The following is a 20,059-nucleotide window of genomic DNA, read 5'->3' as shown; positions in this document are numbered from 1 at the left end:
AAAGCGGTCAATTATACCCTGAATGAATTTCCAGCATTATGCAATTATATGCTCAGACCCGAGTATGAAATGGACAATAATGCCATTGAGAGGATTAACAGATATATAAGCCTGAGCAGAAGGAACTCACTATTTTGCGGAAGTCATCAGGGAGCAAAAAGAGCAGTACTGATATATTCACTGGCATGTTCATGCAGGCTAAATGGAATTAATACATTTGAATACTTCAAAGACATATTAAACAAATTTGTAATGGTAAATCCCAATACAAATAAAAAATATCTCAGAGGACTATTACCGGATAAATGGAAGAAGTAACGGCATCGCGGAGACGCTTACGTGACGGCATTGTGATAGCAAAATATGCTGTCACAATGCCGTCACGCTGTGCTGTCACCTCTTTATTAGTTTATAATCAGCGCGTTATCTCTCATTTGGTGACAGATGACAGCAATTTTGGATATTTTAATTCTCTAGTAGAGCGGCTCAAAGCAATTTATTCCTTTTCGTATTGTTATGAGCTAAATGATAGTCGGTTCTATCTTCCATTCTCCTCCTTCGGGAAGGAGGAGAATGGAGTTACTATTGTGTACTACTGTTTAGTTCATTCCTAAACAGATTTGAATTATTTCCGCACGTCATTTATTTTTTCCGGCAAATACAATCCTTCAAGTGATCGTTGATAAATCCCGAAGCCTGTAAGTGAGCATAACAAATCGTTGTTCCAAAGAATTTGAATCCGCGCTTTTTCATGTCCTTACTCATTGCATCGGATTCGGGAGAAGATGCCGGAATCTCGCCCAATGAACAAAAGGTATTGACAATGGGCTTTCTGTCGGGAAAGAATGAGAGAGTGTAGTCGTAAAAACTACCGAACTCCTTTTGTATAGCAAGGAATTGTCTGGCGTTGGTAATGGTCGATTTGATTTTCAGACGGTTTTTCACAATGCCTTCAAAGTGCATCAACCGTTCTACATCTTCCTCGGTCATCTGTGCCACCTGCCCGGCATCAAAATCGCAAAAGGCTTTGCGATAACCCTCCCGTTTTCTGAGGATGGTTATCCAGCTCAGCCCCGCCTGAGCACTTTCCAATACAAGAAACTCAAACAGCGTCTTGTCGTCAGTCACCAAATTTCCCCACTCCTGATCATGATATTTCACATACAGTTCGTCGGTTCCACACCAACCACAGCGTCCGTTTACTATATCTTGCATAATTATTTCTTTTATACCTTGCTTTAAAACCCAATCAAACAGAAAGCAAATACTTCTTGAAGTCTGCAAATTCTTTCGTCATTTGCAAGCTCTTCTTCTCCCCTTTCATAAATTCCTGCAACTTGGCAGGTATTTCTACCGCTTCGCCAATGATACTTTCTACAGTTTCCAGGAATTTAGCAGGATGAGCAGTTTCAAGGAAGACTCCCGTTTCGCCCTGTTTCAGTCCTTCTTGCAAAGCGCGATAACCGCAAGCTCCATGAGGATCGAGCAGGTAATGATGTTCCTTCCAGGTTTCTTTCACTGTTTCGCGAATCTGCTCGTCGGTATATGTAGTTCCCGAAATCTCAGCAGAAATGTCAGCATGAGAACCGCCATACAAGTCAAGCACACGGGCAAAGTTGCTCGGATCACCTACGTCCATAGCGTTGGCAATGGTTGCAACGGATGGGCGGGGATTATATTTACCTGTTTGCAGGTATTGATAGAATATATCGTTGCGATTGTTGGCAGCAATAAAACGTTTGACAGGCAAGCCCATCTTTTTGCCGAACAATCCGGCTGTGATGTTTCCGAAGTTTCCGCTAGGAACACAAATCACGGCATTGTCGGCTTTTCCGGCACGCTTCAGTTGTGCATAAGCATAGAAATAATAGAATGCTTGCGGCAGGAAGCGGGCTACATTGATAGAATTGGCGGAAGTCAGTGACAGATGTTCATTCAGTTCCTTATCCATGAAAGCAGCTTTTACCAGTGCCTGACAATCATCAAACGTCCCGTCCACTTCGAGAGCGGTGATATTCTGTCCCAAAGTAGTGAACTGTTTTTCCTGTATTTCGCTGACTTTTCCTTTCGGGTAGAGTACATATACATGAATACCTTCCACACCCAGAAAACCGTTGGCAACGGCACTTCCCGTATCACCGGAAGTCGCTACCAATACATTCACATCCTTCTGGCCTTCTTTCTTGATAAAGTACCCCAGCAAACGTGCCATAAAACGGCCGCCTACATCTTTGAAAGCCAGAGTCGGTCCGTGGAAAAGTTCCAGAGAATAGATGTTGTCCGTCACTTTCACCAACGGTACATCAAAGCTCAATGTGTCATACACTATTTGTTTCAGGGTATCGGCAGGGATGTCTTCGCCAAAGAAAGCATCGGCTACACGATAAGCAATCTCCTGAAAAGACAAAGTATCTATCGTATCGTAAAATTCTTGGGGAAGAGGCTTGATAGTCATTGGCATGAAAAGTCCTCTGTCGGCGGCAAGCCCTTTTACTACAGCTTCCTGCAAAGAAGCCATCGGCGCTTGTTTATTTGTACTATAGTATTTCATTGGATATTCTTTTGATTCATAAATTCTTTTATAAACTCATCTTCTTTCAGCACACCGTAACTGCCGTCGCATGCCGATATCTCGTCATACGTCTGCACTTCATCCGGTTCGATGCCCGGATACCAGATAAGGAACGGTATAGGATCGGAGGTATGGGTGCGAAGTTCGCAGGGAGTAGGATGGTCGGGCAATACGGCAATCGCCACAGGCTCGTCCCAGTCCTTCACTGCTTCGTAGATAGGACCTACAGCACGTTTATCGAGGTTCTCTATCGTCAGGAGTTTCAGATCGATATCCCCTTCGTGTCCCGCCTCATCACTGGCCTCGATATGAAGATAAACGAAATCGTCCGTCTTCAATGCTTCCAGAGCGGCAGCTACTTTATTCTCATAATTTGTATTATACAATCCGGTGGCTCCCTCTACCGCAATACGGCGTAAGCCGGCATAATATCCGATTCCGTTAATCAAGTCGACAGCCGAAATAACTGCTCCTTTCTTTACTTGCGGAAAAGTTTCGGAGAAAGCAGGCATCTGCGGACGATAGCCGGGACTCCAGGGCCAGATGCTGTTTGCAGGGTCCTTGCCTTCCGACATCCGTTTCAGATTCAACGGATGGTTCTTCAGCAGTTCCTGTGATTTAAGAATAAGATCATTGATAAGGTCCGCCGTTTCCTGCGCTTCCGGCACTAAGGGTTTCACCATTAACGGGCGGAAAGGTTTCAACGGGACATCGTGCGGAGGGGTGCAATCCAGTTCTTTATTCCCCCCCTTGATAACAAGCAGATGACGATACTGAACTCCTGTATGGAAACGTACGCGGTCATTCCCCAGCTTCTCTTGCAGATACTGGATCAGTACATCCGCTTCTTCCGTAGATATATGTCCGGAAGAGTGATTCTTCAGAATCTCTCCTTCCACACAAATCAGATTACAACGCATCGCCATTTCTCCCGGTTTCAGGTCTACACCGATACTGGCTGCTTCGAGCGGCCCGCGTCCTTCGTACACTTTCGGAAGATTATATCCCAACACGGACATGTTGGCAACCTCACTACCCGGATGGAAACCTTCGGCAACAGTTATCAAACGTCCATTGCGTCCCATGCGGGCTAATTTATCCATATAAGGCGTCTTCGCATATTGCAGGAGCGTCTTGTCCCCCAATGACTTCACTGGCCAGTCGGCCATTCCGTCTCCCAGTATGATAATATGCTTCACTTCTTTAATTTTTTAATGGATAATGGAAAATGGATAATGAAAGATACAATGAGAATTCATTAAAAATAATGAGCGGTGCCACAAGCTGCAAAGCCATTATCCACTCTCCATTATCCATTCTCCATTAATTAAACGTTTGCGATACTCATGATATCAGCGAATACTCCCGCAGCCGTTACTCCGGCACCGGCACCGTATCCTTGAATCATCATCGGATATTCTTTATAGCGTTCCGTAGTCAGCAAGATGATGTTGTTGCTGCCTTCCAGTCCGTAGAACGGATGGTTGGCACCCACTTCCTGAAGGCCTACAGAGGCTTTTCCGTCTTCCAGTTTGGCAACAAAGCGCCAATGTTTATGTTCTTTCTCCAATACCTGACGACGGGCTTCGAAGTCTGCGTCGAGGCTCGGCACTCGTTTCCAGAAGTCGTCCAGCGAACCTTCGAAGAAGTCGTTCGGGACAAAGAGATTCTTCTCTACGTCTTCCTGCTCGATGTGGTATCCGGCTTCACGTGCCAGAATCACCAGTTTGCGGATCACGTCTTTTCCGCTCAGGTCGATACGCGGGTCCGGTTCGGAATAGCGTTCTTCCTGTGCCATCTTGATCGTGCGGCTGAAAGGAATGTCAGCGCTGATCTTATTAAAGATATAGTTCAATGTACCCGAAAGTACGGCTTCAATCTTTAGTATCTTGTCACCACTGTGAATCAGGTCGTTAATGGTATTGATAATCGGCAGTCCCGCACCTACGTTTGTTTCAAACAGGTACTTCACCCCCCGTTGACGGGCAATCGTTTTCAGTTCGCGATAGTTCTCGTAAGCCGAAGATGCAGCGATCTTATTGGCTGCCACTACGGAAACGTTGTGCTGCAAAAGGTCTTTGTAAAGTGATGCAATGTCGGGGCTTGCCGTACAATCCACGAATACGGAGTTGAAGATATTCATTCCGACTATTTCGTCACGGATCGTCTGCAAGTTACTATCCTTGCCTTTCTTCTGCAACTCCTCACGGAAATTGGCAAGGTCAAATCCCTCGCGACTGAACATGGCTTTCGCAGCATCGATAATACCTACGACGTGCAACTTCAATCCGTTCTCCATCATCAGCTTCTGTTGCTGGCAACGAATCTGTTCTACCAGACTACCGCCAACCGTACCGATACCGCAGATAAAGAGATTCAATACCTGATATTCGGACAGGAAGAAGGAGTCATGGATAACGTTCAGAGATTTACGCAATGACTTGGAATCGACAACAAAAGAAATGTTGGTTTCCGAAGCTCCCTGCGCACAAGCGATAACATTGATACCATTACGTCCCAGTGTACCGAAGAGCTTACCTGCTATACCCGGTGTATGCTTCATATTCTCGCCAACGATTGCCACCGTAGCCAGATTTCTCTCTGCAAGGATCGGAGAAATCTCTCCCATCTCGATCTCTTTCGCAAATTCTTCATTCAGCACTTCACAAGCCAGATCGGCATCAGCATTCCGAACACCGATAGAGGTACTGTTCTCTGATGAAGCCTGCGAAACAAGGAATACACTGATTCCATTCTTTGCCAAAGCCTTGAAGATGCGGTAGTTTACACCGATCACACCTACCATACCCAGCCCCTGAACAGTGATCAGACTCGTATCATTGATAGAGGAAATACCTTTAATGGCCTTACTCTGCGGATTGGAAGTCTCTTGCTTGATAACTGTTCCCACTCCGTCAGGATTGAACGTATTCTTTATTATAATAGGAATATTCTTATGACATACCGGATAGATCGTCGGCGGATAAACAACTTTCGCACCGAAGTTACAAAGTTCGGTTGCTTCTACATAGCTCAATTCGGAAATAGTATAAGCTGTTGAGATCACACGCGGGTCGGCTGTCATAAAGCCGTCTACATCGGTCCATATCTCCAGACTGCCGGCATCGAGCGCTGCGGCAATAATGGCAGCCGTATAATCCGAACCACCACGACCGAGATTCGTTACGTCTCCCGACACCTTATCCGAAGAAATAAATCCGGGAACCAACGATACTTTCGGAATGGAATGGAAAGTCTCTTTTACTAACTGATTAGTCAGATCGGCATCAATCGTATGTTTATTATGCTTCTTTTCAGTCTTGATAAAAGTACGTGAATCAAACCATTTTGCCTCATCGATCAGTTCGGCAACGATGATGGACGAAAGACGTTCGCCATAGCTGACAATGGTATCCGATGTTTTCGGGGAAAGGTCTCTGATCAGATAGATACCCTGGAAAATGTCTTTCAACTCATTCAGCAATTCGCCAATCTGACGTTGCAATGCCACTTGCCCTGCTCCGGCAGGAATCACTTCTTTAATCATCTCCACATGACGATAGACGATTTCGCGGAACTCTCCTTCGTAGGCCGAATCTCCGGCTGCCGCCATCTTCGATGTATTAATCAATTTGTCAGTGATGCCCCCTAACGCGGAAACAACTACAATTACCGGCTCACTGGCCGACTCTACAATTCTCTTTACACTTAAAATGCTGTTCACGGAACCTACGGACGTTCCGCCGAATTTCATTACTTTCATGAAGATACATATTTAAATACAATCCCCTCGAGTATAGTTATTACAGGGTGATTGGTTGTTTACGAAAAATTAAAATTGAGTTTTGCCTACTTACACAGGCGTGAATCACGTAGATACACAAATACTATCCATTAACCCCAAAGGGTCATGGTACACATGGATGTGACTGTATGTGGATAGTACTTCATCATAGTCTCTGTTTCTACCATTGTTTTTGATAAGTGTCGCAAAAGTAATAATAAAAACGTTCAATCTATCACTTTTTTCGGTTTTTTTCTGATAAAAAGAACATCCCGTCTCTTTTCCCTCCCATAAAAGCCCTGCACTTTTATGACATTTTGCTATTTATATATCGTTTATATTATTATATTTGCAAAAACAACAGCATAAAACCAGCATATGACCCCGTTAAATACTTCCGTATTGTTAATATACACCGGTGGGACAATTGGAATGATTGAAAACACCGCAACAGGCGCATTGGAGAACTTCAACTTCGAGCAACTCCAGAGGCATATCCCCGAATTGCAAAAATTCAACTTCCCGATTGATACTTATCAGTTTGACCCTCCGATGGACTCTTCGGACATGGAACCCGATATGTGGAGAAAGCTGGTACACATTATTCATGAGAACTATGATCTCTATCATGGCTTCGTTATTTTGCACGGAACGGATACGATGGCTTATACAGCCTCCGCCCTGAGTTTTATGCTGGAAGGACTGGACAAACCTGTGATCCTTACGGGTTCCCAACTCCCGATAGGGGTTCTCCGCACGGACGGAAAGGAAAACCTGATGACAAGTATCGAAATTGCCGCCGCACAGGATAAGGAGGGGAAAGCACTCGTTCCGGAAGTCTGCATCTTCTTTGAGAATCATCTGATGAGGGGAAACCGTACGACAAAGATGAACGCGGAAAACTTCAACGCATTCCGCTCATTCAATTACCCAGTATTGGCGGAAGCAGGTATTCACATTAAATATAATCAAGCACTGATTCATGTCAACAAAAGCAAGCAGGAGTTAGTGCCACATTATTTATTGGATACGAACATCGTGGTTCTCAAGTTATTCCCCGGCATTCAGGAGAATGTAGTAGCTACGATGTTAGGGACCAAAGGATTAAAGGCGGTCGTACTCGAAACGTATGGTTCCGGCAATGCTCCCCGAAAGGAATGGTTTATCCGCAGGCTTTGTCAGGCCAGTGCGCAGGGGATTGTCATTGTCAATGTAACCCAGTGCAATGCCGGAATGGTGGAGATGGAACGTTACGAAACGGGGTACCAGCTACTACAGGCAGGAGTGGTCTCCGGATATGACAGTACGACAGAGTCGGCCGTGACTAAATTGATGTTCTTATTGGGACACGGATATACTCCGGATGAGGTTCGTGATCGTATGAATCGGTCGATAGCTGGTGAGATCACTCTATAAGGACCTTTTGTTTAATGCGTTGAACAGATTTTATCCGATTTTGTTTTGCGCGTTGAACAAATTATGCCTATTTTTGTATTCCATAGAAAACAAATAAGGATATGGATACACTAATCAGAAGATATAAAAGGTTACTAACAGCCACTTCCACTACTTATATCAGGAGCTTAATGGATACAATCAATTGGGATAACCGACTGATTGCCATCCGCGGAGCACGTGGAGTCGGAAAAACGACTTTAATGCTTCAATACCTGAAACTTCATTATGCAAACGATAGTCAGAGCGCCTTATACACAAGTCTGGATAGTCTGTATTTCACTCAACATACGCTTAGCGAATTGGCTGAACAGTTTTATCTGAAAGGAGGAAAATGTCTCTTTCTGGATGAAGTACATAAATATCCATCCTGGAGCAAGGAGATTAAAAATATATATGACGAGTTTCCCGAACTGAAAATAGTATTCACAGGCTCCTCCTTACTTCAACTTCTGAATGCAGAAGCAGATTTGTCACGCCGATGCATATCATACAATATGCAAGGACTCTCTTACCGTGAATATCTGAAGTTATTTCATCAGATTCATATCCGCCCCTATACATTGGAAGAGATCTTGGAGAGCAGTGACGGAATTTGCAATGAGGTCAACTCTCAATGCAGACCACTGGCTCATTTTGAGGATTATCTGAAACATGGGTATTATCCTTTTTATCTGGAAGGAAATGCAGAGTATTATACACGAATCGAGAATATAACGAATTTGATACTTGAGATTGAACTTCCCCAACAATGTGGAGTAGATATCAGTAATGTACGGAAATTGAAAAGCCTGTTAGGCATCCTTTCCTCCGAAGTTCCGTTTATGGTGGATATCACTAAGCTCTCTGCCCTGGCAGAACTCTCGCGTACCACCATTCTGGCCTATCTGCAATATTTGGACAGAGCCAAGTTAATTCATCTTCTTTATTCGGACAACGACTCTATCAAAAAGCTACAAAAACCGGATAAGATATACATGGAAAATACCAATTTACTTTATGCGCTGACTTTCAAGGATGTGAACAAGGGCACATTGAGAGAAGTATTTATGGTGAACCAACTTTCTTATCTGCATAGAGTAGAATACTGTACACGTAGTGCAGACTACACGATAGACAGCAAATACACAATAGAAGTTGGCGGAAAAAGTAAGGACGGAAAACAGATAGCTGGCAGCAAAAAGGCATTTATAGCCGCAGATGATATAGAATATTCAGCAGGAAACAAAATTCCGTTATGGGCATTCGGGTTCTTATATTAAAGGAAAAAGAAAATGGCAAAAGAAAAAACCGTATATGTATGCAGTAACTGCGGACAGGAATCACCGAAATGGGTGGGCAAGTGTCCGTCGTGCGGAGAATGGAATACGTATGTAGAAGAGATCGTACGGAAAGAAACGACTAACCGCCGTCCGGTATCGGGCATCGAGACGCAGAAAGCGAAACCTGTTATCCTCAGCGAAATAGAAGCCGATGATGAGCCGCGCATCAATATGCACGACGACGAACTGAATCGTGTATTGGGCGGAGGACTTGTGCCCGGCTCTCTGGTTTTGATCGGCGGAGAACCCGGAATCGGAAAATCGACACTCGTCATGCAGACTGTCTTGCGTATGCCGGACAAGAAGATTCTCTATGTATCCGGTGAAGAAAGCGCACGACAGCTGAAACTACGCGCCGACCGCCTTTCGGAAGTCTCCAGCGACTGTCTGATCGTTTGTGAAACTTCACTTGAACAGATTTACGTGCATATCAAGAACACCAGTCCCGACCTGGTCATTATCGACTCCATACAGACTATTTCCACGGAAAATATTGAATCATCTCCCGGAAGCATTGCCCAGGTAAGGGAATGTTCGGCATCGATTCTCCGTTTTGCCAAAGAAACGCATACACCCGTCCTGCTGATCGGACATATAAATAAAGAAGGCAGTATTGCAGGCCCAAAGGTACTGGAGCATATTGTAGATACAGTTCTCCAGTTTGAAGGAGACCAGCATTATATGTACCGTATTCTGCGAAGCATCAAGAACCGATTCGGAAGCACTGCCGAACTAGGTATTTACGAAATGCGTCAGGACGGATTACGTCAGGTCAGCAATCCTTCGGAGTTATTGTTAAGTCAGGATCATGAAGGGATGAGCGGAGTAGCGATTGCTTCTGCTATCGAGGGAGTACGCCCGTTCCTGATTGAGACGCAGGCTTTGGTGAGTTCTGCCGTCTATGGAAATCCTCAACGGTCGGCAACCGGCTTCGATATACGGAGAATGAATATGCTTCTGGCTGTCCTCGAAAAGCGCGTAGGCTTCAAGCTTGCGCAGAAAGATGTGTTTCTGAATATTGCCGGAGGATTGAAGGTGAATGATCCGGCTATTGACCTGGCAGTGATCAGTGCCATCCTTTCTTCCAATATGGATGCGGCTGTCGAACCGGAAGTCTGTATGGCAGGAGAAATCGGTCTGTCGGGAGAGATACGCCCCGTAAATCGAATAGAGCAGCGAATCGGAGAAGCGGAAAAGTTAGGATTCAAACGGTTCCTGCTTCCTAAATATAATCTGCAAGGGATTGATACCCAAAAACTAAAAATAGAATTAGTACCTGTAAAAAAGGTAGAAGAGGCATTCAGAGCACTCTTCGGATAAGTTTAAATTAAAATAAATCCATGACACAAGAATACCAACTCCGCATCCTTCCCGAAATCGCAGCAAACGAACAGCGACTGAAAGAATATATATCTAAAGAAAAAGGCATTAACCTGCGTAATATCACTGCTACCCGAATACTGAAACGGAGCATCGATGCACGTCAACGGACTATCTTTGTCAACCTGAAGGTACGGGCATACATCAATGAGATGCCCAAGGAAGATGAATACGAACGCACTATATATAATAATGTGGAAGGCAAGCCACAGGTTATCGTAGTCGGTGCCGGTCCCGGCGGACTGTTTGCCGCCTTACGCCTCATCGAACTCGGACTACGTCCGGTTATCGTAGAACGGGGAAAAGATGTGCGCGAACGGAAAAAAGATCTGGCACAAATCAGCAGAGAACATACCGTAGATCCGGAATCGAACTATAGTTTTGGCGAAGGAGGCGCAGGAGCCTATTCGGATGGAAAACTTTACACCCGTAGCAAGAAAAGAGGAAATATAGACAAGATACTGAATGTATTCTGTCAGCACGGAGCTTCTGCGGCTATACTGGCCGATGCCCATCCTCACATTGGGACAGACAAACTCCCGCGTGTCATTGAGAATATGCGGAATACGATTATCGAGTGTGGTGGAGAGGTGCATTTTCAGACCAGAATGGATGCACTGATTATTGAGAACAACGAAATCAAAGGTATTGAAACCAACACAGGAAAGACTTTTCTCGGTCCTGTGATACTGGCAACCGGACATTCCGCAAGGGATGTATATCGCTGGCTGGCTGCAAACGGTGTTACGATAGAAGCCAAAGGAATCGCTGTCGGTGTCCGGCTGGAACATCCGGCTATGCTGATCGACCAGATACAATACCACAATAAGAACGGGCGGGGGAAATACCTTCCTGCTGCCGAATACAGCTTCGTGACACAAGCTGAAGGCAGAGGAGTTTATAGCTTCTGTATGTGTCCCGGCGGTTTCATTGTTCCTGCCGCCAGCGGACCGGAACAAGTTGTAGTAAACGGAATGTCTCCTTCTAACCGCGGATCGCGTTGGAGTAACTCAGGAATGGTGGTAGAGATTCAACCGGAAGATTTTATAAGTGGAGAGTTGAAAATGGAGAGTGGAGAGTTGGCTGCGCAACAAAATGCGCAGTTATTAGCCATTAATCCATTGCTGAGCAATTCTCAGCTCTCAACTCTCAAGACTCAACTTACTCCCCTTCACTTTCAGGAGGAGTTGGAACGTCAATGCTGGTTGCAGGGTGGCAGGCGCCAAACGGCACCGGCGCAACGTATGCTGGACTTTACTCGCAAGAAATTAAGTTTTGATTTACCGGAATCTTCCTACAGTCCGGGGCTGATTTCTTCTCCGCTTCATTTTTGGATGCCGGATTTTATCAGCAAAAGATTATCTCTCGGTTTTCAGCAGTTTGGGCGTACCAGTCACGGTTTCCTTACGAATGAAGCGGTGATGATTGGTGTGGAAACCCGCACTTCTTCGCCAGTCCGCATCGTACGGGATAAGGAGACGTTACAGCACGTCACTGTTCGCGGACTGTTTCCCTGCGGAGAAGGTGCAGGGTATGCAGGTGGAATTGTTTCGGCAGGAGTCGATGGAGAACGGTGTGCGGAAGCGGTAGCTAATTATATCAATCATTAATAAATATTCTACGGTCAAATGAACTACAAACCTGAAATAGCCATTATCGAGTCCAATACCCTCACTTGTCTCGGACTGAAAAGTATATTGGAAGAAATTATTCCAATGGCAACTATCCGTACTTTCCATAGTTTCAGTGAACTAATGGATGATACCCCGGACATGTATGCCCATTACTTCATCTCGGCGCAAATCTATGTTGAACACAATGCCTTCTTCCTCCCCCGAAAGCGGAAAACAATTGTGCTGGCCAGTGACAGCCCGCAATTCCAACTGTCGGGTGTGCCTGTACTCAATATCTACGAACCCGAAGAGAAACTGGTGAAAAGCCTTTTGAAGCTTCATCAACATGCACACCACAACGGCTATCCTGTAAAAGATATGCCCCCGATTGCCATGCCGGAGGTACATCAGGAAATCTTATCTGCCCGTGAGATAGAAGTACTGGTTCTAATTACCAAAGGATTAATTAACAAAGAAATTGCCGACAAACTGAATATCAGTCTGACTACCGTCATCACCCACAGGAAAAATATCACGGAAAAACTTGGAATCAAGTCTGTATCAGGATTAACCATCTATGCAGTAATGAACGGATACATAGAGGCGGACCGAATCTGATTTCTTAAAATATGAGGCATAATCCTAATAAATGAGGATTGCCTACCTTATATATTTGCCGTTACTTTGCACCAGACAAATTAACTGCGAATGAAAACAAAGAATATTATGATTGCCCTCACATTCCTGACGACAGGAACAACATGGGCTGAAGATTTCCCTAAAGATTCTCTTAAAGTAGTAGACATCGAAGAAGTGGTAGTGATCGCCACTCCGAAAGAAAACCGGAAACTACGTGAGCTGCCAGCAGCTACAACTGTATTGTCACAGAAAGACATGCAGGCTAACCAAGTGAACTCCGTGAAAAGATTATCCGGACTCATTCCGAATATTTTCATTCCGGAGTATGGATCAAAGCTGACTACTTCTATCTATATTCGGGGGATTGGTTCACGTATCAACACACCGGCTATCGGACTCTATGTAGACAACATCCCCTATATTGATAAATCAGCTTTCGATTTCAACTACTCCGACATAGAACGTATTGATGTACTCCGCGGTCCGCAAGGAACTTTGTATGGACGTAATACAATGGGCGGGCTGATCAAGGTACACACCAAGTCACCTTTCACATATCAAGGTACAGATATCCGTATGGGAGCAGCAACTTATAACGACTACAATGTATCGTTAACACATTACCACCGTATATCCGACCAATTCGCCTTTTCTACCGGAGGATTCTACGAACATACCGGAGGATTCTATCAAAACTCTGCACGCAATAATGAACGGGTAGACAAAGGCAATGCAGGAGGTGGACGGTTCAGAGGTATTTATCTGCCGAAAGATAACCTTAAACTAGACTTGAATGTCAGCTACGAATATAGTGACCAAGGAGGATATCCTTACTTTTACACAGGCATCACCCAAGAAGGCCTCAACAAGGGAAAGACTGAAGAACGGGAAGAAATGATCGGAAAGATTGCATATAATGATAGAAGCAACTACTACCGTAACCTGCTGAATACAGGATTTAATGTCGAATATCAAGCCAAGAATTTCATCCTAAGCGCTGTTACCGGTTATCAGCATCTGAAAGACCGAATGTTTCTCGACCAGGACTTTACTGAAAAGAACATATTCAATCTCACCCAAAAGCAGAAACTAAATACTATTTCAGAAGAAGTTGTGCTTAAATCGAAGCCCAACCGTAAGTGGGAATGGACAACAGGTATCTTTGGATTCTATCAGACATTGAATACAGACGGGCCGGTTACCTTCAAAGAAGACGGGGTAAAAGAAACTATTGAAGGAAATACCAACAGCATCTTTGAAAATTTAGGGAATAAAGCACCTAAGATGAGCATGAGTGTTCTTAACCCTACGTTAAGAGTCAGTGGCAACTTTGATACTCCAATATGGAACGGAGCCATTTTTCATCAATCAACCTTCAATAACCTTTTTACCAAAGGACTATCCTTCACTGTAGGTCTTCGTCTGGACTACGAAAAGATGAGTATGAAGTACAATTCGGCAAGCGACCCACTCAACTTCGACTTCAACTTTGCCATGGGCCCTATGGTTATTACCGCCAAAGACCTGATAGCAGATGCTGCCTACAATGGTAAACTATCTGAAGATTATGTCCAATTATTACCCAAGTTTGCCTTACAATACGAATGGAAAAAAGGCAATAACGTTTACGCTACAGTATCCAAGGGTTACCGTTCGGGAGGCTATAACGTCCAAATGTTTTCTGATATAATCACCGGGCAACAGGCGCACTCGATGGTAGAAGCCATTAAAAAAAGCGCGGAGTTCGAAAAATACAGCACATTGATTGAAGGAATGATAGGAGACAAAATGCCTGCTATACCCGAAGTAAAAGATGCAACCACCTATAAACCGGAATATTCATGGAATTATGAGGTGGGTACTCATCTCACTTTGTGGGAAGGAAAACTCTGGGCCGACCTTGCAGCTTTCTATATGGATACCCGTGACCAGCAACTCTCTCAATTTATCGGCAGCGGTCTTGGACGTACCACAATCAATGCAGGCAAAAGCAACAGCTACGGTGCAGAAGCATCCCTCCGTGCCAGCCTGACCAACGAACTAAGTCTGAACGCAAGTTACGGATATACGTACGCCACCTTTACCGACTATATTATAAATGAAGCAGACAAAGATGGCAACCTAACAGTAAAAGCTGACTACAACGGCAAATATGTTCCCTTCGTCCCCAAGCATACGCTTAATATCGGAGGAGAATACGCCATCACCTGTAGCTCCCGTTCCATCTTCGACCGTGTTGTATTCCAAGCAAACTACAATGCTGCCGGACGCATCTACTGGACGGAACTGAATGATGTTAGCCAATCTTTTTACGGCACACTGAACTGGCGTGCAAATCTTGAAAAAGGGAATGCAATGATCAGCTTCTGGGCACGTAACTTCCTGGACAAAGACTATGCAGCCTTCTACTTTGAAACGATGAACAAAGGATTTATGCAGAAAGGACGTCCCGTACAATTCGGAATAGATCTCCGCTGCCGATTCTAAGAAATAACAGATCAACTGTTCATATAGTCCTTTGGAGACATACCAGCACAGCGCTTAAAGAACTTCCCGAAGAATGATTGATTCGAGAAGTTCAGCTGTTCGCTGATCTGCTGAATGGTCAGCTGACTATCATTTAGCTCAAAACCGTACGGGCATGAACATAAACTCTATAACATTGCCAACAGAACTCTATATAGCTAGATCTCAACAACTTATAGTTTCCTATCATTTCCTGCAATGGAAACTATCGTTTCCCGGTGAGGGAACGGGCGTTCCTTTTAATGGAAACGACCGTTCCTTTTAAAGGGAACGGACGTTTCCTCCGAGGAAACCAACGCTTGCTCCATATGATACGGATGCTTGATTTATATGGACTAACAACTTATCTATAAATAGACTGCGTGAGAAAGGTAGCATACAATTAAAGTATTCTTTGGTAAGCAATGCGCTCTGTCCCGTTCTTGACATAGATGATACCACAGCGCTGAAAGCCGTATTTCGTCAGAATGTGCTGCATAACTTTGTTATCCCGATGTGTATCCACACGGATATTCCCGAAATGCTCAAAGCACCAGTTCAGACAGGCTTCCGATACGCCTTTCCTTTTACCACTGGTAGCCATCCGGTGGATGACACCGTAAGGTTCGTCATTGAGCCACGCGCCTTCATAAATATTCAGATAAGTAGGATCTTCGCCTAATATAAAGCAGAAAGCTCCCAATATCTCCCCTTGTTCGTCCGTACAGACAAAGCTATGACCGTCTTCTATCTCCTGACGGATAAATGATTCGGACGGATAGCCGTCAATCCATTGGGTCGCATTCCCATTGGCACGCATAAAAGCACGGGCATAATCATAAATCTCCATCACCAAAGGGAGATCCGTCAATTCGGTAGGTCTGATTTCCATCATTCAGAAGTATGATTTGAAAGTGAAACAAGATATAAAAGATTATTCATTAATCGCTCCGCAATGGGGGCAAATACCTTTCTCCTTCAACTTCTCCCCGCAATGTCCGCAACGATACTTATAGCTGATATTCCGATGCACCTTCTTCGCAAAAACCCAGAGAAAGCACGCAAGGAACAAATAACCGATATAAATATGTGTCATCAGGATAAAGAAGAAGTAGCAGAAAATACAACTGGACATCAATCCCAGCAGATAAAAGACCGCAGCCGCAGGAGTCAACTGCCGGAACAGGTCATCAAGCACCGCCAAAGCGACAATCAGAAACAACCAGATGCTCAACAAAAAGACTGAAAGTATAAAAGGCACTTTAAAAGGCGATAAGGTGGGATTGAAATAGAAATGTTCCCACGTATCCGGCACAAAGACCTGCATTGATTCGTAAACCGTCGCACTGAAAGCCATCAACAGGCAAAGAAACAACGGATAGACACTGTCAATATCATTAAAATAGACCAGCTGCAACTGCTTCCGGCGGAAAGCGCGAAACAGATAGACTCCAACAAACAACGCGAAGATAATCATGAAATAAGAAGCATGCGTATCACTGAAAAAATGGATAGCCTGCGAAATACTGTCCGTCGGCACAAACGATTCTTTCAATTCTGTTTCACGTATCCACCCCTGCTCCTCTTGTGTATGCGCCAGCTTTACCCAGACACTGTCCACACTATCGGCAGGGTGAATGGCAAACTCGGCAACAACCACCCGATCTCCTTTATACAATGCAATGTAGGTGTCCTTGATGGGCAGGCACTCCATTGTTACCGAGTCGGTGGTTACTTCCAGATTCGTATTCCAGGTATAATGCCGGTCATAAAGATAGTTCAGAGAATCTCTTGTCTTCTCCGACAGTTCCTCGGAAGTAAGATCGGGACGCGTATAGTGACAGGATGAAAGGAACAGCAGAGTCAGCAACATCCCCACGACAGAACAGCACAAAGCTGTACGAAACTTATCTCTGCCGAGAACAAGCTCCGTTAAACTCCGCATATCTCTGCCGGGGAATCGTTTCATTGTGCCGCTTTTACTTTCATTTGACAGTTTTTGCAATCGAATTCAAGGCGGAAACGTTTTCCGTCATTCGATATCAGATAATAGGGCTCTTTATAAGGCGAGCGCACTCGCTGATGGATAGGACACCAGCCCATGCTATAACGCAGACAGTGTTTGCAGAACATCAGCACGGCATCTTCCACCCGTTCCTTTTCATAAGCCTCAGCCACTTGCTGCACTCCATGTTCCCGATAAAAAGAAGCTGCACGGGTGTTCATCACGTTTCCCAAATAAGTAAGTGCAGCCTGCGGATAATCATGTGAAGTCGGCTTCCAGACAGCCAGTTCCTGACGATAATTGATACGTCGGACAGCAATCAGCTTTTCTATCGCCTGGCGGCGGAAGTCCGCCAAAACAGAAGCCGGTAAGAACCAATTCTCCGAGAAGGAGATTTCGATCTTTTCCGCTTCGAAAGGCGTGTTTCCCAATTTAGCAAGCTGCGTCTTCAAGTTATCAGCCTGTGGAGTCCGAGCCGGCTCTTTCTCACGAGGCAGAGTGAGCGTAACGCTGTTATCGTCCTCATCCGTCAGTGTCAGAGAGAAACCGAAGTTGTTGTCTGCAAGCAATATGTTAACGGTAATCTTCCGTTCGGCCGACTTGCGGGAAAGTATGCGTTCAAACTCCTGATCGAAGTTGCGATAGAGCTTGGTACGGGGCTTGATGCGGGGCATTTCCTGAGGATAAAGTTTGTTTCCATCCACCCGATTAATCCGGAATCCCTGCAAACGTCCCTGTTCATCAATATAGCAGACACCGTCTCCGTTATTAAATGATTTCAGTCCGGCAACGGTCAGAAAGTTGCCACGGGCTTCTTTCATTGTACCCATCTCCTCTCCCAATGATTTCGGAGTATCAAAAGAAAAAATATCCTCACTGCGTCCATGCAGGAAGTAATGAGTAAATCCACGACTGAAACTCTTGTCCAGCTGCGGTTTAAAGTCGAAACGGCAAGTGCCGGAAGAAGCGCGCACATATTCCGGTCGGCGGGCAAAGATAGCATCTAGTTTCTGACGATAGGCAGCCGTTACATTCTTCACATAAGACACATCTTTCAGACGTCCTTCTATTTTGAATGAGGAAGCTCCGGCATCCAGCAACCGTTCCAGTTCATCACTCTGATTCATATCTTTCAAAGAGAGCAAGTGCTTGTCTTTCACAATCACTTTTCCTTCCGAATCGACAAGACTGAAAGGCAAGCGGCAAAACTGCGCACACTCTCCCCGATTCGCACTGCGCCCGAAACAAGCCTGACTAACGTAGCACTGACCGCTATAGCTTACGCAAAGCGCCCCGTGTACAAATACTTCCAGCGGAACTTCGGGACAAATTTCGTGTATCTTCCTTATTTCACGAATCGATAGTTCCCGTGCCAGAACAACCTGACGGAAACCCGCTTCCCAAAGGAACTTCACCTTTTCCGGTGTCCGATTGTCCATCTGCGTACTGGCATGAAGAGGTATCGGCGGAAGATTCAGTTTCGTGATTCCCATATCCTGCACAATCAGGGCATCCACGCCAACCCGATACAGGGCATGGATCATCTCCTCCGTCTCTTTCAACTCTTCTTCTTTCAGAATCGTATTGACTGTGACATAGATACGGGCATTATACAAGTGAGCATGTTTTACCAACGCTTCGATATCTTCCAGAGAATTCACAGCCGCTGCACGGGCGCCAAATTTAGGTGCACCGATATATACGGCATCTGCTCCGTGATTGATAGCTTCGATACCACATTCCAGATTCTTCGCCGGGGCGAGAAGTTCTATTTTACGCTGCTTGATCATTCAATATCATTAATGTTGTAAGGCGTTTCCTGATAAACAAAGTAGTTCAGCCAGTTGGAGAACAAAAGGTTGGCATGAGCGCGCCAACGGACCAACGGACCTTTTGTCCGGATCATCATCTACGTAATAGTTACGGGGAATTTCGATCGGCAGTCCTTTACCCAAATCACGACGATATTCCGTATCCAAGGTATAGGGAGAGTATTCCGAGTGTCCGGTCACGAAGAACTCACGTCCGCCACGTGCCATAGCCATATAAACGCCCGCATCTTTCGATTCGGAAAGCAATGTCAGTTCCGGTACTTTGAGGATATCTTCCCTGCGTACTTCCGTATGGCGGCTATGCGGCACATAGAAGCAATCGTCAAATCCGCGGAAAATAGAATGGAAAGGTTCCAGCGCCCGATGTTCGAAGATACCGAACATTTTCTGGTCCAGTGGATACTTGGGAACTCCGTAGTGATGATACAGTCCGGCTTGCGCAGCCCAGCATATATATAAGGTAGACGTCACGTGCGTACGTGCCCAATCAAATATTTCAGTAATTTCCTCCCAATAAGTCACCTCCTCGAAGTCCATCTGTTCCACAGGAGCACCGGTGATGATCATGCCGTCGTATTTCTCGTTACGCATTTGCTCGAAGTCGGTATAGAACGTTTGCATATGTTCTATCGGCGTATTCTTGGATGTATGACTCTTGATCTTCATAAACGAGATTTCTACCTGGAGAGGCGTATTCGAGAGCAGCCGCACCAAGTCTGTTTCCGTTGTAATCTTCAACGGCATCAGATTCAGAATCACAATCCGCAACGGACGAATATCCTGTTGCGTAGCACGCGAAGTATCAATTACGAAAATATTCTCTTCCTTCAATAATTCTATTGCAGGAAGCTTATCAGGTAAATTTAAAGGCATAATCGCTATATATTAGTAATTTGGCTGCAAAAATACGAAAAATATAGCACATAATAGGGAGGTTGCTTATTTAGAAGAC

14 protein-coding genes and 2 pseudogenes are annotated in these 20,059 nt (G+C 45.0%); 7 read left to right on the top strand and 9 right to left on the bottom strand.

Going from position 1 to position 20,059, the window contains the following annotated elements; translation table 11 throughout:
• Positions 1–318 (top strand): transposase (locus HMPREF9007_RS26630; RefSeq protein ID WP_129593451.1); only part of this gene is annotated, 318 nt, incomplete at its 5' end.
• 324 nt (positions 319–642) lie between these two features.
• Here HMPREF9007_RS26630 and HMPREF9007_RS01175 read toward each other — a convergent pair.
• The 4 genes from HMPREF9007_RS01175 to thrA form a co-directional block, all read right to left on the bottom strand.
• On the bottom strand, positions 643–1,215 hold the full coding sequence (locus HMPREF9007_RS01175; protein ID WP_008763761.1) for a DNA-3-methyladenine glycosylase I: 573 nt from the start codon (positions 1,213–1,215) through the stop codon (positions 643–645).
• Between the two features lie 34 nt (positions 1,216–1,249).
• On the bottom strand, positions 1,250–2,551 hold the full coding sequence (gene thrC / locus HMPREF9007_RS01180) for a threonine synthase (RefSeq protein ID WP_008763760.1): 1,302 nt from the start codon (positions 2,549–2,551) through the stop codon (positions 1,250–1,252).
• The gene (locus tag HMPREF9007_RS01185; protein WP_008763759.1) at positions 2,548–3,771 is read right to left on the bottom strand and encodes a cofactor-independent phosphoglycerate mutase; all 1,224 of its coding nucleotides are present in this window, start codon (positions 3,769–3,771) and stop codon (positions 2,548–2,550) included. The genes thrC and HMPREF9007_RS01185 overlap by 4 nt, the downstream gene beginning before the upstream one ends.
• A gap of 128 nt (positions 3,772–3,899) precedes the next feature.
• Entirely contained in the window at positions 3,900–6,335 is a 2,436-nt protein-coding gene (thrA, locus tag HMPREF9007_RS01190; protein WP_008763758.1) for a bifunctional aspartate kinase/homoserine dehydrogenase I, read from the bottom strand.
• A gap of 399 nt (positions 6,336–6,734) precedes the next feature.
• Between thrA and HMPREF9007_RS01195 the strand changes: the two genes are divergently transcribed.
• From HMPREF9007_RS01195 to HMPREF9007_RS01220, 6 genes are all read left to right on the top strand, one after another.
• Entirely contained in the window at positions 6,735–7,772 is a 1,038-nt protein-coding gene (locus HMPREF9007_RS01195) for an asparaginase (RefSeq protein ID WP_008763757.1), read from the top strand.
• Positions 7,773–7,873: 101 nt separating this feature from the next.
• Positions 7,874–9,073: an AAA family ATPase gene (locus HMPREF9007_RS01200; protein ID WP_008763756.1), complete on the top strand. Its 1,200-nt coding sequence runs from the start codon at positions 7,874–7,876 to the stop codon at positions 9,071–9,073.
• Positions 9,074–9,085: 12 nt separating this feature from the next.
• Positions 9,086–10,453: a DNA repair protein RadA gene (gene radA / locus HMPREF9007_RS01205; RefSeq protein WP_008763755.1), complete on the top strand. Its 1,368-nt coding sequence runs from the start codon at positions 9,086–9,088 to the stop codon at positions 10,451–10,453.
• A 20-nt stretch (positions 10,454–10,473) separates the two neighbouring features.
• The gene (locus tag HMPREF9007_RS01210) at positions 10,474–12,123 is read left to right on the top strand and encodes an FAD-dependent protein (RefSeq protein ID WP_008763754.1); all 1,650 of its coding nucleotides are present in this window, start codon (positions 10,474–10,476) and stop codon (positions 12,121–12,123) included.
• 18 nt (positions 12,124–12,141) lie between these two features.
• A complete protein-coding gene (locus tag HMPREF9007_RS01215; RefSeq protein WP_008763753.1) occupies positions 12,142–12,744 on the top strand; it encodes a LuxR C-terminal-related transcriptional regulator in 603 nt (200 codons plus the stop codon).
• 90 nt (positions 12,745–12,834) lie between these two features.
• Positions 12,835–15,252 (top strand): TonB-dependent receptor, encoded by a 2,418-nt coding sequence (locus tag HMPREF9007_RS01220; protein WP_032850799.1) that lies wholly within the window; start codon positions 12,835–12,837, stop codon positions 15,250–15,252.
• An 11-nt stretch (positions 15,253–15,263) separates the two neighbouring features.
• On the opposite strand, the pseudogene HMPREF9007_RS26620 reads toward HMPREF9007_RS01220, so the two are convergent.
• The 5 genes and pseudogenes from HMPREF9007_RS26620 to metA form a co-directional block, all read right to left on the bottom strand.
• Positions 15,264–15,389, bottom strand: a pseudogene (locus HMPREF9007_RS26620) (helix-turn-helix domain-containing protein); the annotation flags it as partial.
• Positions 15,390–15,673: 284 nt separating this feature from the next.
• Complete coding sequence (locus HMPREF9007_RS01225) at positions 15,674–16,165, bottom strand: GNAT family N-acetyltransferase (protein ID WP_008763751.1); 492 nt, start codon at positions 16,163–16,165, stop codon at positions 15,674–15,676.
• A 39-nt stretch (positions 16,166–16,204) separates the two neighbouring features.
• Positions 16,205–17,239, bottom strand: a complete 1,035-nt coding sequence (locus HMPREF9007_RS01230) for a zinc ribbon domain-containing protein (RefSeq protein WP_008763750.1) — start codon at positions 17,237–17,239, stop codon at positions 16,205–16,207.
• Positions 17,236–19,065 (bottom strand): U32 family peptidase, encoded by a 1,830-nt coding sequence (locus HMPREF9007_RS01235; RefSeq protein WP_008763749.1) that lies wholly within the window; start codon positions 19,063–19,065, stop codon positions 17,236–17,238. The genes HMPREF9007_RS01230 and HMPREF9007_RS01235 overlap by 4 nt, the downstream gene beginning before the upstream one ends.
• Positions 19,062–19,980: pseudogene (gene metA / locus HMPREF9007_RS01240) on the bottom strand (homoserine O-succinyltransferase). Before metA ends, HMPREF9007_RS01235 begins: the two are co-directional and overlap by 4 nt.
• Positions 19,981–20,059 lie beyond the last annotated feature (79 nt).

Origin of the sequence: Bacteroides sp. 1_1_14 (assembly GCF_000162515.1) — a bacterium.
Classification (GTDB): Bacteria; Bacteroidota; Bacteroidia; order Bacteroidales; family Bacteroidaceae; genus Bacteroides; species Bacteroides thetaiotaomicron.
The sequence above is the reverse complement of the archived record's forward strand: the minus strand, read 5'-3'. Positions and strand labels throughout refer to the sequence as shown.

What these genes read in the sequence shown, in the direction of transcription:
- HMPREF9007_RS01175 (WP_008763761.1), bottom strand. Translation starts at nt 1,215, where the DNA reads ATGCAAGATATAGTAAACGGACGCTGTGGTTGGTGTGGAACCGACGAA.
- thrC (WP_008763760.1), bottom strand. Translation starts at nt 2,551, where the DNA reads ATGAAATACTATAGTACAAATAAACAAGCGCCGATGGCTTCTTTGCAG.
- thrA (WP_008763758.1), bottom strand. Translation starts at nt 6,335, where the DNA reads ATGAAAGTAATGAAATTCGGCGGAACGTCCGTAGGTTCCGTGAACAGC.
- HMPREF9007_RS01195 (WP_008763757.1), top strand. Translation starts at nt 6,735, where the DNA reads ATGACCCCGTTAAATACTTCCGTATTGTTAATATACACCGGTGGGACA.
- HMPREF9007_RS01200 (WP_008763756.1), top strand. Translation starts at nt 7,874, where the DNA reads ATGGATACACTAATCAGAAGATATAAAAGGTTACTAACAGCCACTTCC.
- radA (WP_008763755.1), top strand. Translation starts at nt 9,086, where the DNA reads ATGGCAAAAGAAAAAACCGTATATGTATGCAGTAACTGCGGACAGGAA.
- HMPREF9007_RS01210 (WP_008763754.1), top strand. Translation starts at nt 10,474, where the DNA reads ATGACACAAGAATACCAACTCCGCATCCTTCCCGAAATCGCAGCAAAC.
- HMPREF9007_RS01215 (WP_008763753.1), top strand. Translation starts at nt 12,142, where the DNA reads ATGAACTACAAACCTGAAATAGCCATTATCGAGTCCAATACCCTCACT.
- HMPREF9007_RS01220 (WP_032850799.1), top strand. Translation starts at nt 12,835, where the DNA reads ATGAAAACAAAGAATATTATGATTGCCCTCACATTCCTGACGACAGGA.
- HMPREF9007_RS01225 (WP_008763751.1), bottom strand. Translation starts at nt 16,165, where the DNA reads ATGATGGAAATCAGACCTACCGAATTGACGGATCTCCCTTTGGTGATG.
- HMPREF9007_RS01230 (WP_008763750.1), bottom strand. Translation starts at nt 17,239, where the DNA reads ATGAAACGATTCCCCGGCAGAGATATGCGGAGTTTAACGGAGCTTGTT.
- HMPREF9007_RS01235 (WP_008763749.1), bottom strand. Translation starts at nt 19,065, where the DNA reads ATGATCAAGCAGCGTAAAATAGAACTTCTCGCCCCGGCGAAGAATCTG.